The organism is Citromicrobium bathyomarinum (genome assembly GCF_038594485.1).
Lineage (GTDB): Bacteria > Pseudomonadota > Alphaproteobacteria > Sphingomonadales > Sphingomonadaceae > Alteriqipengyuania > Alteriqipengyuania bathyomarina_A.
Genome location: NZ_JBCFZG010000008.1, coordinates 157277 through 170089, shown reverse-complemented (window position 1 = coordinate 170089; position 12813 = coordinate 157277). Strand labels below are relative to the sequence as shown.

15 protein-coding genes and 1 other RNA gene are annotated in these 12813 nt (G+C 64.9%); 5 read left to right on the top strand and 11 right to left on the bottom strand.

What is annotated here, in order from left to right; all coding sequences use genetic code 11:
- The first annotated feature begins 67 nt into the window (after positions 1-67).
- A complete protein-coding gene (locus AAG591_RS13650) occupies positions 68-283 on the top strand; it encodes a PspC domain-containing protein (protein ID WP_342531947.1) in 216 nt (71 codons plus the stop codon).
- A gap of 114 nt (positions 284-397) precedes the next feature.
- Here the strand turns inward: AAG591_RS13650 and AAG591_RS13645 are convergent, their stop codons facing one another.
- From AAG591_RS13645 to AAG591_RS13625, 5 genes are all read right to left on the bottom strand, one after another.
- Positions 398-1180 (bottom strand): SDR family oxidoreductase, encoded by a 783-nt coding sequence (locus tag AAG591_RS13645; protein WP_342531945.1) that lies wholly within the window; start codon positions 1178-1180, stop codon positions 398-400.
- Complete coding sequence (locus tag AAG591_RS13640) at positions 1165-1725, bottom strand: NUDIX hydrolase (RefSeq protein WP_342531943.1); 561 nt, start codon at positions 1723-1725, stop codon at positions 1165-1167. Before AAG591_RS13640 ends, AAG591_RS13645 begins: the two co-directional genes overlap by 16 nt.
- 130 nt (positions 1726-1855) lie before the next feature.
- The gene (locus AAG591_RS13635; RefSeq protein ID WP_342531942.1) at positions 1856-2527 is read right to left on the bottom strand and encodes a TPM domain-containing protein; all 672 of its coding nucleotides are present in this window, start codon (positions 2525-2527) and stop codon (positions 1856-1858) included.
- On the bottom strand, positions 2527-3354 hold the full coding sequence (locus tag AAG591_RS13630) for a TPM domain-containing protein (protein ID WP_342531940.1): 828 nt from the start codon (positions 3352-3354) through the stop codon (positions 2527-2529). Before AAG591_RS13630 ends, AAG591_RS13635 begins: the two co-directional genes overlap by 1 nt.
- Positions 3355-3365: 11 nt before the next feature.
- Positions 3366-4052, bottom strand: coding sequence for a LemA family protein (locus AAG591_RS13625; protein WP_342531939.1), 687 nt, complete (start codon positions 4050-4052; stop codon positions 3366-3368).
- A 145-nt stretch (positions 4053-4197) separates the two neighbouring features.
- Between AAG591_RS13625 and mscL the strand changes: the two genes are divergently transcribed.
- The 3 genes from mscL (at position 4198) to AAG591_RS13610 (ending at position 5877) form a co-directional block, all read left to right on the top strand.
- Complete coding sequence (gene mscL, locus AAG591_RS13620) at positions 4198-4662, top strand: large conductance mechanosensitive channel protein MscL (protein WP_342532291.1); 465 nt, start codon at positions 4198-4200, stop codon at positions 4660-4662.
- Between the two features lie 123 nt (positions 4663-4785).
- Positions 4786-5138, top strand: a transfer-messenger RNA (tmRNA) gene (gene ssrA, locus AAG591_RS13615).
- Between the two features lie 223 nt (positions 5139-5361).
- The gene (locus AAG591_RS13610; RefSeq protein WP_342531938.1) at positions 5362-5877 is read left to right on the top strand and encodes a hypothetical protein; all 516 of its coding nucleotides are present in this window, start codon (positions 5362-5364) and stop codon (positions 5875-5877) included.
- 27 nt (positions 5878-5904) lie between these two features.
- Here AAG591_RS13610 and AAG591_RS13605 read toward each other — a convergent pair whose 3' ends face one another.
- From AAG591_RS13605 to AAG591_RS13590, 4 genes are all read right to left on the bottom strand, one after another.
- Positions 5905-6138, bottom strand: a complete 234-nt coding sequence (locus AAG591_RS13605) for a hypothetical protein (protein WP_342531937.1) — start codon at positions 6136-6138, stop codon at positions 5905-5907.
- A gap of 156 nt (positions 6139-6294) precedes the next feature.
- On the bottom strand, positions 6295-7548 hold the full coding sequence (locus AAG591_RS13600) for an N-succinylarginine dihydrolase (protein ID WP_342531936.1): 1254 nt from the start codon (positions 7546-7548) through the stop codon (positions 6295-6297).
- A gap of 137 nt (positions 7549-7685) precedes the next feature.
- Entirely contained in the window at positions 7686-8699 is a 1014-nt protein-coding gene (locus tag AAG591_RS13595) for an arginine N-succinyltransferase (protein ID WP_342531935.1), read from the bottom strand.
- Positions 8696-9907 carry a hydrolase gene (locus AAG591_RS13590; protein WP_342531934.1) on the bottom strand — a complete coding sequence of 404 codons (1212 nt, stop codon included), beginning with the start codon at positions 9905-9907 and terminating at the stop codon, positions 8696-8698. Before AAG591_RS13590 ends, AAG591_RS13595 begins: the two co-directional genes overlap by 4 nt.
- Before the next feature lie 141 nt (positions 9908-10048).
- On the opposite strand from AAG591_RS13590, the gene AAG591_RS13585 reads away from it, so the two are divergent.
- Positions 10049-10891, top strand: a complete 843-nt coding sequence (locus AAG591_RS13585) for a class I SAM-dependent methyltransferase (protein WP_342531933.1) — start codon at positions 10049-10051, stop codon at positions 10889-10891.
- Between the two features lie 69 nt (positions 10892-10960).
- Here the strand turns inward: AAG591_RS13585 and rsmA are convergent, their stop codons facing one another.
- Positions 10961-11773, bottom strand: a complete 813-nt coding sequence (gene rsmA, locus AAG591_RS13580; protein WP_342531931.1) for a 16S rRNA (adenine(1518)-N(6)/adenine(1519)-N(6))-dimethyltransferase RsmA — start codon at positions 11771-11773, stop codon at positions 10961-10963.
- 115 nt (positions 11774-11888) lie between these two features.
- Positions 11889-12809: a 4-hydroxythreonine-4-phosphate dehydrogenase PdxA gene (gene pdxA / locus AAG591_RS13575; RefSeq protein WP_342531930.1), complete on the bottom strand. Its 921-nt coding sequence runs from the start codon at positions 12807-12809 to the stop codon at positions 11889-11891.
- Positions 12810-12813 lie beyond the last annotated feature (4 nt).

Genomic DNA, 12813 nt, shown 5'->3' with positions numbered 1-12813 from the left:
CCTTCACCGGCTTCGCTTTCGCCTTCGCGATCGTCCCCGTGATGGTCGACAGTGCAAGGATGGTCGCATGAGCCAGATCGATACCGAAAACCGCTCCACGCTGCCCGAGCGGACCTTCCGCCTCGACAAGCAGCATGCCCAGATCGGCGGCGTGTGCGCCGGGATCGCCAAAACCTTCGGGTGGGACGTGACGATGGTCCGCATCGCCTGGGCCCTCTCGACGATCTTCCTCGCCGGATCGCTGCTGCTGGTCTACCTGATCATCTGGGCGATCGCCGACTAGGCTCTTACGCCTGCCAACCCTCCCGACCGGGCATCGCAGACCCGGATCGGATTGCGGGGGGCGCAGCAAGACCGCAAGGTCGCGCCCCCGCCGCACACCTCTCTTCCAAAACGATCACATCGCGGAAATGCCGCCGTCGAGCCGCAGCTCCGCCGCGGTCATGAAGCTGCTCTCATCGCTTGCCAGAAACAGCACGCCATCGGCGATTTCCTGCGGCTTGCCCACCCGCCCGAGCGGGATCTGACGCGCCAGCTTGCCCATCACCACTTCCTTGTCGAGCCCGGCGTTCTTGCCGATCCCGTCCAGAATGGGCGTATCGACAAAGGTCGGGTGGATCGAGTTGCAGCGGATATTCCAGCCCATCTTCGCGCAATAGAGCGCGACCGACTTCGACAGCATCCACACCGCCGCCTTGCTGGCATTGTAGCCGGGCATGGTGTCGCTCGCGATCAGCCCCGCGATGGAGCTGATGTTGACGATCGAGCCGGGCTGATTGTCCTTCATCAGCGGCAGCGCCTTCTGGCAGCCGAGGAACACGCTATCGACATTGACCGCGAAGCCGCGCCGCCATTCTTCCAGTGTGCAGGTCTCGATATTCCCGCGCACCCCGATGCCAGCATTGTTGAGCAGGATGCTGAGCCCGCCGAGCTTGTCGTCCGCCATCGCAATCGCCGCGTCCCACTGATCGGGGTCGGTCACGTCATGCGCCAGCGCGAATGCTGTGCCTGCGCCCAGCTCCTCGTTGATTGCATCCGCAGTCGCCTGCGCGCCCGCGCCATTGATATCGGTGCACAGCACCTTCGCGCCCTCGCGCGCCAGCGTTGTCGCCGCCTGCGCGCCGAGCCCTTGCGCCGCGCCTGTTACCAGCGCGCGCTTGCCCGCTACCCGTCCAGCCATCCGTTCTCTCCGATCTTTTGTGTCATCAGCAGCATGGCGATGCGCACGTCCACCGCAACCCCTTCCGCGCGTTTCGCATCGACGAATTCGGAGATTCCCGCCAGCGGGACGCGGTGAACCGTGATGTCCTCGCCGTCGGTGCCACCGCCTTCGCCGACCTTGGTCAGCCCTTCGGCGCGTAGCAGCGAGAACCCTTCGGACACCATGCCTGGGCTGGAGAAGAACTCGCCCAGATCGGTGATCTTCGCCGCCTTGTAGCCGGTTTCTTCCTCCAGCTCGCGATGAGCGGCGGTAATGGCGCTTTCGTCCGCTGCGCCATCATCGTCGCCGACCAGCCCGGCGGGAATCTCGATGCAGCGGCGGCCAAGCGGTACGCGGTACTGTTCGACCAGAATTACGTGGCCGTCGTCTATGGCAATGATCGCGGCGGCGCGGATACCGCGCGAGCGGCTGGCATACTCCCAGCGGCCGCGTTGCTTCGCGGTGATGTATTTGCCCTGCCAACGGATCTGTTCGGGCGCGTCGTGATCGGGGGGGTAGCTCATTTTGGTCTGCCCTACTTAGCCCCTTCCCTTGAGGGAAGGGGTTGGGGATGGGTGTACTCGGGGCCGTGAGGTCGAACCCGCACCCCCGGCCCCCCCCCTCGGGCAGGGAAGCTTCAGTTTCCGCAGGCCATCAAAGCTGGATCAGCCGGTCGGGCAGCTCGTTCTGGTCGTCGTCCGCGCGCGGGAAATGGGGCGCAAGAATCTCGCCAACGTCGCGCACGCCTGCCGCAATCCCGGCACCCAGCTGACCCTGTTTGATCTCCTGAAGCATGTCCACCATCGCAGCGCCCCACACTTCGGGCTCGACCTTGGCGGCAATTGCTTCGTCCGCGACGATTTGCGCGCGGTGTTCTTTCAGAGAGACGTAGATGAGCACGCCGGTGCGGCCATGCGTGCGGCGTTCGGCCCCCACCTTGAAATGCCGGATCGCGGCGTCTTCCACGCGCAAGGTCTTCACCCGCCCGGGAATGAGCGCGAAACGGACCGCCGGAATGCACAGGATCGCGAACACGATCAGGAAGGTCGCGATGCCCACGGCGCTGGCGATGCCGAACAGCGCGGCGGGCGTCCATTCGGTGTTCCAGCCGCCGGTCAGCGTGTCGGCAATGCCGATCGTCACGTCCGACAGGAAGGCCATCGAGACCAGTTTGGTGAAGGCAAGGAAAGCCGCAATCGCCAGCGCGACGTCGGTATATCCGTCGGAGGACTGCGCGACGACCGTAACGATCTCGCCCGAGGTTTTCAGCTCGGCCTCTGCGACGGCTTTTGTGACGATCTCATTGTCGGCTTCGGTAATGCGCATCACCAACCTCCGCTCGCGCCGCCGCCGCCGGACATGCCACCGCCAAAGCCGCCGAAGCCACCGCCTCCGCCGCCTCCACCGCCACCCCAGCCGCCACCGCCGTGGTCGCCCGAGTTGAGAGCGGAGTTGATCGCGGTCCACAGCAGGACATCGCCCACCGCGCTGCCCGCGCCGTAGCGACGCCGCCTGCGTCCGCGCTTGCCCCGGCCGAAGATGGCAATGAAGGCGAAGATAAGCAGCAGCCAGACGACCGCTCCGCCGATCGTCGCCCCAGTCACCTCGTCACCACCCTGAGCCTTGGCGGCGGCTTCCGCCTCCGCAATGGCCTTGGCGGTCGCCGGGTCCATATTCATCGCCTCGATCATCCGGTCGACGCCCGCGGCGATTCCGGCAGAGAAGTCGCCCTTCTTGAAAGCAGGGGTGATCGTGTCGCGGATGATCCGGCCAGACATTGCGTCGGTCAGCGTCGGGGTCGATCCATAGCCGACCTCGATCCGGATCTTGCGCTCTTCCTTGGCGACCAGCAGCAGCGCGCCCTCGTCGGTCTTCTCGCCGCCAATGCCCCAATCCTCGTACAGCTTGACCGCGTAACCTTCGATCGTCTCGCCATCGAGGCTGGGCACCGTCGCAACGATCACCGCGCGCCCCGTCTCCTTGTTATAGGCGCGCAGCTTCTGGTCGAGCTGCGCCTTGGTGGCAGCGTCGATCATGTTCGCGCCGTCGTACACCGGCCCGTCGGGGCGCGGCGGCAGGTCCTGCGCCGCTGCCGGCAGCGCGAGCAGCGCAGCCAGCAGCAGTGTCAGGAAAGCAGCAAAGCGAGCAGGCATCCGCTGCCCGATCAATTATCGGTGCCGGTCGCGGCCCCAGTCTGATCGGCGCCCGCCGCGGCGTTGTCGTTCGCGGGGGCGGCATTGCTCGCCGCGCCGCCCAGATCGTCGAAGTTCACCTCGGGCGCGTCTTCGGCACCTGCCTTGGCTTCGAAGCCCTGCATCGGCTTGGACCCGTAGATCACGTTGGCGGCGATGGTCGCGGGGAAGGTGCGGATCGTGGTGTTATACTCCTGCACCGCTTCGTTGTAGCGATTGCGGGCAACCTCGATACGGTTTTCCGAGCCTTCGAGCTGGGTCATCAGGTCGGCGAAGCGCGCCTGGCTTTTAAGCTCGGGATACTTCTCGACGGTCACCAGTAGGCGGCTGAGCGCGCCGCCGAGCTGGCTCTGCGCCTGGTCGAACTGCTGGACCTTGGCCGGATCGTTCAGATCATCGGTGGTCAGCTGCACTTGGCTGGCGCTGGCACGGGCCTGCACCACCTGGGTGAGGATTTCCTGTTCGGACGAAGCGGCGGCTCCCACCACTTTCACGAGATTGGGAATCAGGTCCGCGCGGCGCTGGTACGCGCTCTGCACGTCGGCCCAGCGGGCCTTGGCATTTTCCTCTGCCGTCGGAACCGAGTTTATGCCGCACGCGCTCAGGGAAACGAGCCCCAGAATGAGCAGCAGCGAGCGGAAAAGAGTGCGGAACGCCATCGAATAATCCCTCCGGAAAACGGTGTATTGCCAATATACAACACGCAGCGTGCCGCGCAAGGATTCGTGCGACCGATTGTCTCGCAATCGGCGCTATGCCAAGGATCGCGGCAGGGTATTCTGCAAGCTTTGGGGGCATCGGCTCGTGTTCAAGGAATTCAAGAAGTTCATCGCGCGCGGCAACGTGATCGATCTGGCGGTCGGCGTAGTGATCGGCGCGGCGTTCAGCGGTATCGTGAAACAGCTGACCGATGCGGTGCTGATGCCGATCATCGGCTGGCTGTTCGGCGATATCGACTTTTCCAACTGGTTCTGGCGGCTGGGCGCGATTCCCGAAGGTTATGACGGCGCGCTCGACAATTATGAGCAGCTGAAAGAGGCTGGCGTGGCGATGATCGGCTATGGCGCGCTGCTCACCGCGATCATCAATTTCCTGATCGTCGCCTTCGCGCTGTTCCTGCTGGTGCGCGGGGTGAACCGCGTGACCGAGGAAATGCAGCGCAAGCAGGCCGAGGTGGAAGACAGCTCGAAGAGCGACGACGTGCCGACCGATCCGCAACTCGATGTGCTGAAGAAAATTCTGGCCGAGCTGAAGGCGGAGCGGGGGTAAAGCACACCTTCGTCATTCCCGCGCAGGCGGGAACCCATCACCCAAGCACGTGCAGTACCGGCGCAAGGAGCTGGGCCCCCGCCTTCGCGGGGGTGACGATCTTTGGATAATCCCGGGCCCCGATCACTTCACATTAAGCTGCAAACGCCTATATAGGTCGGTGCCGGTTTCGGCCGGCTATGGTGATAAACTGCGGTGTATAATAGACGCAATGGACCCGGGGGCAGTACCCGGCGGCTCCACCAAAAGGCCCGGCCTCACGCGAGAGGGGCGGGCTTCCTGATGGGGCCGAACCAGGATCGACATGCGTTGAAAAGCATCGTTTTTGCCCGGAATGAGCACTCCGTAAAAAGCTTATTTCACAAGTGCCAACGATAACGAAGCACTCGCTCTCGCTGCGTAATTTGATGGGCTAACGCCCTGAATTTACAAAGCTAAAGCGCGGTTGGACCGACCGGGCAACAGAACGGATACCGGGGGCCCGGGGGAGCCTAGCAACAGAATCCCCCACCTGATTCAGCAGCGGAACAACGCTGGTGTGGCCCCAAGAGCAACGGTGTTCGCCTCCGATGGGAGGGCGCGCGTGCCTAGCAACACAATCCCCTCTCTCTCTGACCGATGCGGCTGCGCAGGCCCGCGTGTTTGCATTCGAGGTCGACATCAATATGCTCCTGCCGAACATTGATCTTGGGGGATGCAATGCTTTCTTTGCTCGTGCTCGCGGTGGCAGCCGCACCCGTACCGCCGGCGTCGAACGTCGGGTGGGTCGTTGACGACAATAGCGAAGCCGGATATTGCTATGCGAGGCGATACGAACGAGGCGAACCGGCGTATGATTTGCGGGTCTCGCCCGATGGCGAAACGTCCCTGGTGATCGCCGTGGACGACCCCGACACATGGAGCGACGGCCACAGCACCATGACGGTCGGTTTTTACACCGGCGTCAACAACCCCGATCCGACGATCGAATTCACGGGCCGACGGTTCGCGGGCAAGGATTACGTCGGTTATCAGTTGCGTGGTCCCGTCAAGGAGGGCTGGGTCCAAAGTATAGTCACGGGCCGGTTTATCGAAATCCTGGGTGAATCGGCACGCATTCGGCTGAGTCACGGGGGCAAGCACTATTACAGCTACCTGCTCGGGTCGCGGAGTGACGCCGCCGCAAGCCAGCTCAATGCCTGCATCGTGAAGATGCGACGGGGCGAAGCGTTCTAGCCCGTTCGTCCGCAGGTATCGCGCACCTTATCGCTGCGCCTCCCGCGCCGCCTTCTCGTGCTTCAGGCAGTCGAGGATCTTCGCCCCTGCCATGAACACCGCGCCGGTGGTGGCGAGGAACAGCAGCTTGCCGCCCCAGCCGGGATATTCGTGAAGGTAGTTCGCCCCGCGTGCGGTTGCACCCAGCGCCAGCGCGTAGATGATCAGGAACGCTTCGAAGCGGGACTTGATGACGAACAGTCGGCCGATCTTGCGAAACATTCCAGAGACTTCCTTAACGCGCGCGAGCCAAGCCGGTCGCAATTCCCATGCCAGATGAGGATCACTGCGGGAGGCTATGGTTAACCCGAGCCCGAGTGTAAGCTTAACCGACAGCGTTGCCAGCGCGTTAACCGTGTTGGGCGCGTCGAAGGGCCGTCAGTCGATCAGCTCGCCCAGATCGAGCGCGCGGACCAGCGATATCCAGGCGGCAGAGATTGCCTGTTCCAGTTCGGGCGAATGGCCGATCTGCCCGGGCTCGATCCGCTCGGGCCAGTGCGACGCAATCACGCTTTCGATCAGGTCGGCCTTCGCCTCGTCGAGCAGGAAGCGCGGATCGACCGTTGCCGGATCTGCCACCACGCGCAGCCGCAGGCAGGCGGGGCCGCCGCCATTGGCCATGGACTGGCGCACGTCGACCGGGATGACCTGCCGGATCGGGCCGTTGCCCGCGATCATCTTCTCGCAGAAGTTCCACACGGTTTCGCTGTCGCGGCATTCGCTCGGCACGATCAGTGCCATCGTGCCGTCGGGCAGCGTGACGAGCTGCGCGTTGAACAGGTAGGTGCGAATCGCCTCTTCGAGGCTGACCGCGCTTTCTGGCACTTCGACCAGTTCGAGCGCGGGGAAGGCCTCTCGTAGCGCTGCATAAGAGCCCTGCGGATCGGCAAAGGCGCGGGCGTGGGTGAACAGCACGCGTTCGTTCGCCACGGCGACGACGTCGTTATGAAACGCACCCGCCTCGATCGCTTCGGGGTTCTGTTCGATGAAGACGCAGCGTTGGAAATCGAGACCGTGGAGCCGCGCCACCGCACGGCTTGCCTGTTCGTGCTGGCGGGCGGGGAATTTGCCGCCCGGCTTGCCGTAGACGAACACCTCGACACCCGGCCCCCCGTGGCTCTCGCACAGCCGCATGTGGTTCGCCGCGCCCTCGTCGCCGAAGGTCGGCGGGACCGCGCTATGGACTTCGAAATGGTCGCGATTCGCGAAGGCGATGTCGAGCTGGCGCTTGGTATCGGGCCATTCCTGCGCGCGGTGGACCATCGTTACGAGGTTCGCGGGCGTCAGGTGGCAGCGCGCGTCATCGGTATCGGGCGCAGGAGATACGGTCGCCGCATTGGCGGTCCACATGCTCGATGCAGACCATGGCGCGGCAGCAAGCGCGGGGTCTTCCGTACCATCGAGCGCGAGCGCCTGCATCAAATCACGGTTCGGGCGCGGCAGTGGCAGGAGGAAGCCCTGCGGCAGCCCGCGCTTCATATTCCCGCGCATCTTGGCCAGCCCCTGCAAGGCGGCCTCGCGCGGGAAGCTCGTCTGCCCGCGATGCGTCGCGCTGGCGATATTGCCGAGGCTCAGCCCCGCATAATTGTGCGAGGGGCCGATGATCCCGTCGAAATTGATTTCCTTGAGCAAAGGTAAGCCTCTCTAAGCCGCTCGTGCTGAGCTTGTCGAAGCACCGCACTTCTTCTTGAACGCGGTGCCCGAAGTGAAAGACGGCCCTTCGACAAGCTCAGGGCGAACGGTTGTGTGAGGGGGAAGGCGCTTCTGCCTCACTTCGCCACGCTCCACACGGTGTCGCCTTCGCCCACCCGCAAGGTTTCGGCACCCGCGGGATCGATCGCGATGCTGTCCCCGTCGACCGAGCGCGTGCCGTAGCAGCAGCGGAAATCGGTCAGGTGCCCGGTGGCGAGGAGCGCGCGCTCCCCGCTGTCGAGCGCCGCGCTGCCAAGCGTCAGCGGATTCGCATCGGCCACGCTCACCACATCGTCGGTGCGCGCGAGCATGGTCGGGCCGCCGTCGAAAATGTCGACATAGCCTTCGAAACGGAAACCCTCGTTCTCCAGCATCTTCATCGCGGCGCGCCCCGTGGGGTGGGGCAGGCCGATCACTTCGCGCGCATCATCGTCGAGCATCGCGACATAGACCGGGTGCTTGGGCATCAGGTCGGCGATGAACTGGTTGCCGTTGATCGCATTGAAATAGTCGGCTTCCTGGAAGGTCATCCCGAAGAAGCGGCCCGCAACGCCATCCCAGAAGGGCGAGCCGCCGCGATCGTCGATGATCCCGCGCAGTTCTGCCAGCACCCGTTCGGCGAAGCGCGCGCGGTGCATCGCGATGAACAGGTAACGGCTGCGCGCGAGCAGCAGGCCGAGCCCGCCGGCGCGTTCGTTCGGATGGAGGAACAGCCCGCCGACTTCGCTGCACCCTTCCAGATCGGTGACGAGATGCAGCATTTCGGCGCGCACGGTGCGGTCCAGCTCCTGGCTGTACTGGGTCAGCGTGTTCAGGCGGTAGGAATAGAACGGCCACTGCTGGCCCACCTGCGTCATCAGCTGGCAGGTGCCGCGCACCGCACCGGTCTCGGTATTTTCGAGCACCAGCAGGAAGGTCTCGTCGGTCAGCGCATCTTCGGTATTGGCAAAGGCCTTCGCCGACTTTTCGAGCTTACCATTCAGCGCGTCACGGTCGGCGGGCAGGTTGGTGAACCCGCCGCCGGTCAGCTTCGCCATTTCGTACAGGTGTTCAAGGTCGTCTTCGCGCGACGGGCGGATCACGAAACTCACAGCAGATTCTCCGTTGCAAGCCGGTGCAGGACCATCGCCGCCAGCGCGGCGCGTTCTGCAAGACTTGGCACAATCATGAATTCATCGGGCGAGTGAATCTTGCCGCCACGCACGCCCATCGTATCGACCACCGGCACGCCCGTGGCCGCGATGTTGTTGCCGTCGCACACGCCCCCGGTCGATTTCCAGTCGATCTCCTGCCCCAGCTCGGCGCCGCATTCGCGCACGAGGTCGAACAGCGCCTGCGCCTTGCGGTCGACCGGCTTGGGCGGGCGCGAGATGCCGCCGTGGATCGTGATGTCGACCTCCTGCGCCTGCTTCACCTCGCCGATCAGCGCGTGCATCTCCGCCTCGAAGCGCTCCGCAGCGGCGGGCTCCTTGGGGCGGATGTTGAAGCGCAACACCGCATGGTCGGGCACGACGTTGTTCGCCGCACCGCCGTCGATTTTGGCCGGGTTCACGCTGATATCGTCGCGCTGCAATTCCTTGAGCCGCACCGCGAGCGTGGAGGCGGCGACGATCGCGTTGCGCCCCTCGTGCGGGTTACGCCCGGCATGGGCGGACTTGCCCGTCACGGTCAGGCTGTAATTCCCGCTGCCGCCGCGCGCATGGGCGAGCGTCCCTTCGGGCGTTGCTGCGGGTTCGAAGGTAAGTGCGGCGTACTTGCCTGCGGCCAGCCGCTCGATCAGCGGGGCGGAGGAGAGCGAGCCGGTCTCCTCGTCCGCATTGATCAGTACGTCGTAGCCGACCTGCTGCCATGCCTCGATCTGCTCGAGCGCGGTCAGCGAGGCGAGGATGATCGCGAGGCCACCTTTCATGTCGGCGGTGCCGGGGCCGTTGAGCGTATGCTCGTCGAGCCAGGTCAACTCCTGAAACGGGTGATCGGCGGGGAAGACGGTGTCCATGTGGCCGGTCAGGATGAAGCGCCGCTCAGCATCGGGGCGCACGCGCAGGACGACGTGCTTGCCGCTCTGCACCGCTGTTTCCTTGCCGCTGGCGTCCACCGCCGTCACCGGCGCAGGCTCTTCCAGCGTGATCGTGCCGGGCAAGGTAGAGAACGCCTCGCTCAGTTCCTCCGCCATGCGGGCGAGCCCTTCGAGATTGGAAGTGCCCGAATTGATACGTGCCCAGCGCTCCACCTGCGCGAGCATTGCCGCGCCGTCGATGGTTTCGATGGCCTGCTGGAGGGGGCCGGAAAGTCTGCTCATGCCCGGGGCCTAGCCTGCGCGGGGCGGCGGGCCAAGTCCGGTCGGGCAGAGAGAGTGTGGGCAGCCTTCATCGGGTTGCCGCAAAGCGGTGAGGACAGCGCTACCCATTGCGTCGGACTTACCTCCGCGACATGATGGCTCATGGCCGACACGAGACCAATATCGCATGACGAGATGGTCGCCAGCCATGCGGCCGGCCACCGCTCGGTCAACCTGGCCGGGTTTGCCAGCATCGAGAAATACGTCATCTCGCTGTTCCACCGCTTGCCCTATGTTCGCGCCCTTCCCCTGGCGCGCGATCGACGCGTGCTCGATCTGGGGTGCAACAACGGATACGGCAGCCAGATGCTCTCGTTCGTGGCGGCGAGTGTGGCGGGGTGCGACGTTTCCGAGCGGCTGATTGCGCAGGCCAATGCGCTTGTGACGCCCAGTCCGATAGATTTTCGCGTCGCCGACGGGGCCGATCTGCCTTTTGCCGACGACGCGTTCGACCTGATTATCTGCGCACAGGTGATCGAGCATGTCGTCGCCCGCGACCGGATGCTTGCCGAAATGCGCCGTGTGCTCGCGCCGGGCGGGGTGGCGATCTTCACCACACCCAATGCGTGTATTCGTCTCGAGCCGGGGAAGCGCCCATGGAACCGCTTTCATGTGATCGAATTCACCCCGCGCGAATTCGCTGCCGAACTGGCCCCCTGGTTCGCGGCGGTCGAGGTGCTGGGTCTGCGGGCCAATCCCGCAATAGAAAAGGTCGAGCGGACACGGGTGGCGCTGCGCAAGAGCGGGCATGTCGGGCAGGTGGCCGAAGCCGGGAACGGTGCCGACGACCTTGACCAGTTCATGGAGCGCAATCGCATCGAAAACTTGCGGTACGTCACCTCTGATCTGGAGGATTCGCTCGATCAGCTCGCTGTGTGCAGCGACGACGCAGCCGCATGCCGGAACGCCTTGCGGCTGATGCGCGGGCTCGGGAAAGCGGACTAGCAGCGCTGGACGGCAAGCCACATCGTTGGAGTGGCGACGGCTTGCCGCAAGGTGTCGCTGCGCAGCGGCTCAGCTGGAGGCGGTGAGGAAGCGCGCAAGCTCGACGAACTCGCCGATGTCGAGCGTTTCGGCGCGGCGCGTGGGTTCGATATGCAGCGCTTCGAGTGCATCCAGCGCACCCGGCACGCCCTTCAGGCTCTGGCGCAGCATCTTGCGGCGCTGGCCGAAGGCGGCGGCGGTCGCCTGCTCCAGCTTCGCCGCCGACACGCCCTCCGGCATCGTGGCGGGTTCGACATGGACGATGGCACTCATCACCTTGGGCGGCGGGGTGAAGGCGCTGCGGTGGACCTTCATCGCCAGTTTCGCGGTGGCGCGCCACTGGGCAAGGACCGCGAGCCGCCCGTAGGCCGAACCGCCCGGCTGAGCGACGATCCGCTGCGCGACCTCCTGCTGGAACATCAGCGTCAGCGAAGTCCAGTTGGGCGGCCATTCCTCGCCCCCCATCCACCGCGTGAAAAGCGCGGTTCCCACGTTGTAAGGCAGGTTGGAGAGGATTGCGTAGGGTTCGCCGTTGAAGATCGCGTCGTGATCGATCTTCAGCGCATCGCCCTCGATCACGGTTAACTGGCCGGGGAAGGCCTCACCCAGCTCGGCGAGCGCGGGCAGGCAGCGGCGGTCCATCTCGATCGCCGTAACGTTCGCACCTGCGCGCAACAGGGCGCGGGTGAGGCCGCCGGGGCCGGGGCCGATTTCAAGCACATTCCTGCCAGACAGGTCGCCCGGGATCGCCGCGATGCGGGAGAGCAATTGCTCGTCGAACAGGAAATTCTGGCCAAGCGCCTTGGACGCGCTGAGCCCATGCGCCGCGATCACTTCGCGCAAAGGGGGAAGGTCGGGGCCTTGGGTCAATTATGTGATTCCGCCTGTCCTGAGCCTGTCGAAGGGCTGCCCATCTTCTTTGACCACCTCAAACAGGAAGTACCGCCCTTCGACAAGCTCAGGGCAAGCGGTTTTGAGCGGATGCTGCACGCCGCGCGGCAATCTCGCCCGCCATGCGGATCGCGGCGATCATCGCGTCGGGGCGCGCGATGCCCTTGCCCGCGATGTCGAACGCTGTGCCGTGATCGGGCGAGGTGCGCACGATCGGCAGGCCCAGCGTCACGTTCACGCCCTCGTCGAAATCGAGCGCCTTGATCGGGACCAGCGCCTGATCGTGGTACATCGCGATCGCAACATCGTAGGTGCCGCGCTTGTGCGGGGCGAACAGCGTGTCGGCAGGATGCGGGCCGGTCGCATCGATGCCTTCGGCGCGCAGCGTAGCGATGGCCGGGGCGATCACCTCGATCTCCTCGCGCCCCATGCGGCCATCTTCGCCCGCGTGCGGGTTGAGCCCGGCGATGGCGATGCGCGGATTTTCGATCCCGTAATCGCGCCGCAGCGCATGGCGGACGATGCGGGTGCGCTGCACGATCAGGTCTTGCGAAAGGCGTGCCGGCACGTCGGCCAGAGCGCAGTGCACCGTCATCGGTACGGTTTTGAGCGATGGCCCGGCGAGCATCATCACCGCATCCTCGCGCGCCATCCCACAGGCATCCGCGAGGTATTCGGTCTGCCCGACAAAGGACGGATCGATCTCTGCAATGGCGGACTTTGCGACCGGACCGGTGACCAGAGCGCCGCACTCGCCCGAACGGACCAGGGCGACCGCCTGCTCCAGCGCGTCGAGAGCGTACTGGGCGGACGCGCGATCGGGCTGGCCGGGGCGGAAGGACGCGGTGGATGGACCCACCAGCCGCAGCGCTGGCAAGCCGAACTCGGCCTCGCGCGCCTTGATATGCGCGAGGATCTCCGGCCCGACGCCCGCAGGGTCACCGATGGTGACGGCCAGCGGGAGAGGGGCGTTTACCGGTTCGGGCACCGGA

Coding starts and splice junctions, on each gene's coding strand:
- AAG591_RS13650 (WP_342531947.1), top strand. CDS start 68: ATGAGCCAGATCGATACCGAAAACCGCTCCACGCTGCCCGAGCGGACC.
- AAG591_RS13645 (WP_342531945.1), bottom strand. CDS start 1,180: ATGGCTGGACGGGTAGCGGGCAAGCGCGCGCTGGTAACAGGCGCGGCG.
- AAG591_RS13640 (WP_342531943.1), bottom strand. CDS start 1,725: ATGAGCTACCCCCCCGATCACGACGCGCCCGAACAGATCCGTTGGCAG.
- AAG591_RS13635 (WP_342531942.1), bottom strand. CDS start 2,527: ATGCGCATTACCGAAGCCGACAATGAGATCGTCACAAAAGCCGTCGCA.
- AAG591_RS13630 (WP_342531940.1), bottom strand. CDS start 3,354: ATGCCTGCTCGCTTTGCTGCTTTCCTGACACTGCTGCTGGCTGCGCTG.
- AAG591_RS13625 (WP_342531939.1), bottom strand. CDS start 4,052: ATGGCGTTCCGCACTCTTTTCCGCTCGCTGCTGCTCATTCTGGGGCTC.
- AAG591_RS13610 (WP_342531938.1), top strand. CDS start 5,362: ATGCTTTCTTTGCTCGTGCTCGCGGTGGCAGCCGCACCCGTACCGCCG.
- AAG591_RS13605 (WP_342531937.1), bottom strand. CDS start 6,138: ATGTTTCGCAAGATCGGCCGACTGTTCGTCATCAAGTCCCGCTTCGAA.
- AAG591_RS13590 (WP_342531934.1), bottom strand. CDS start 9,907: ATGAGCAGACTTTCCGGCCCCCTCCAGCAGGCCATCGAAACCATCGAC.
- AAG591_RS13585 (WP_342531933.1), top strand. CDS start 10,049: ATGGCCGACACGAGACCAATATCGCATGACGAGATGGTCGCCAGCCAT.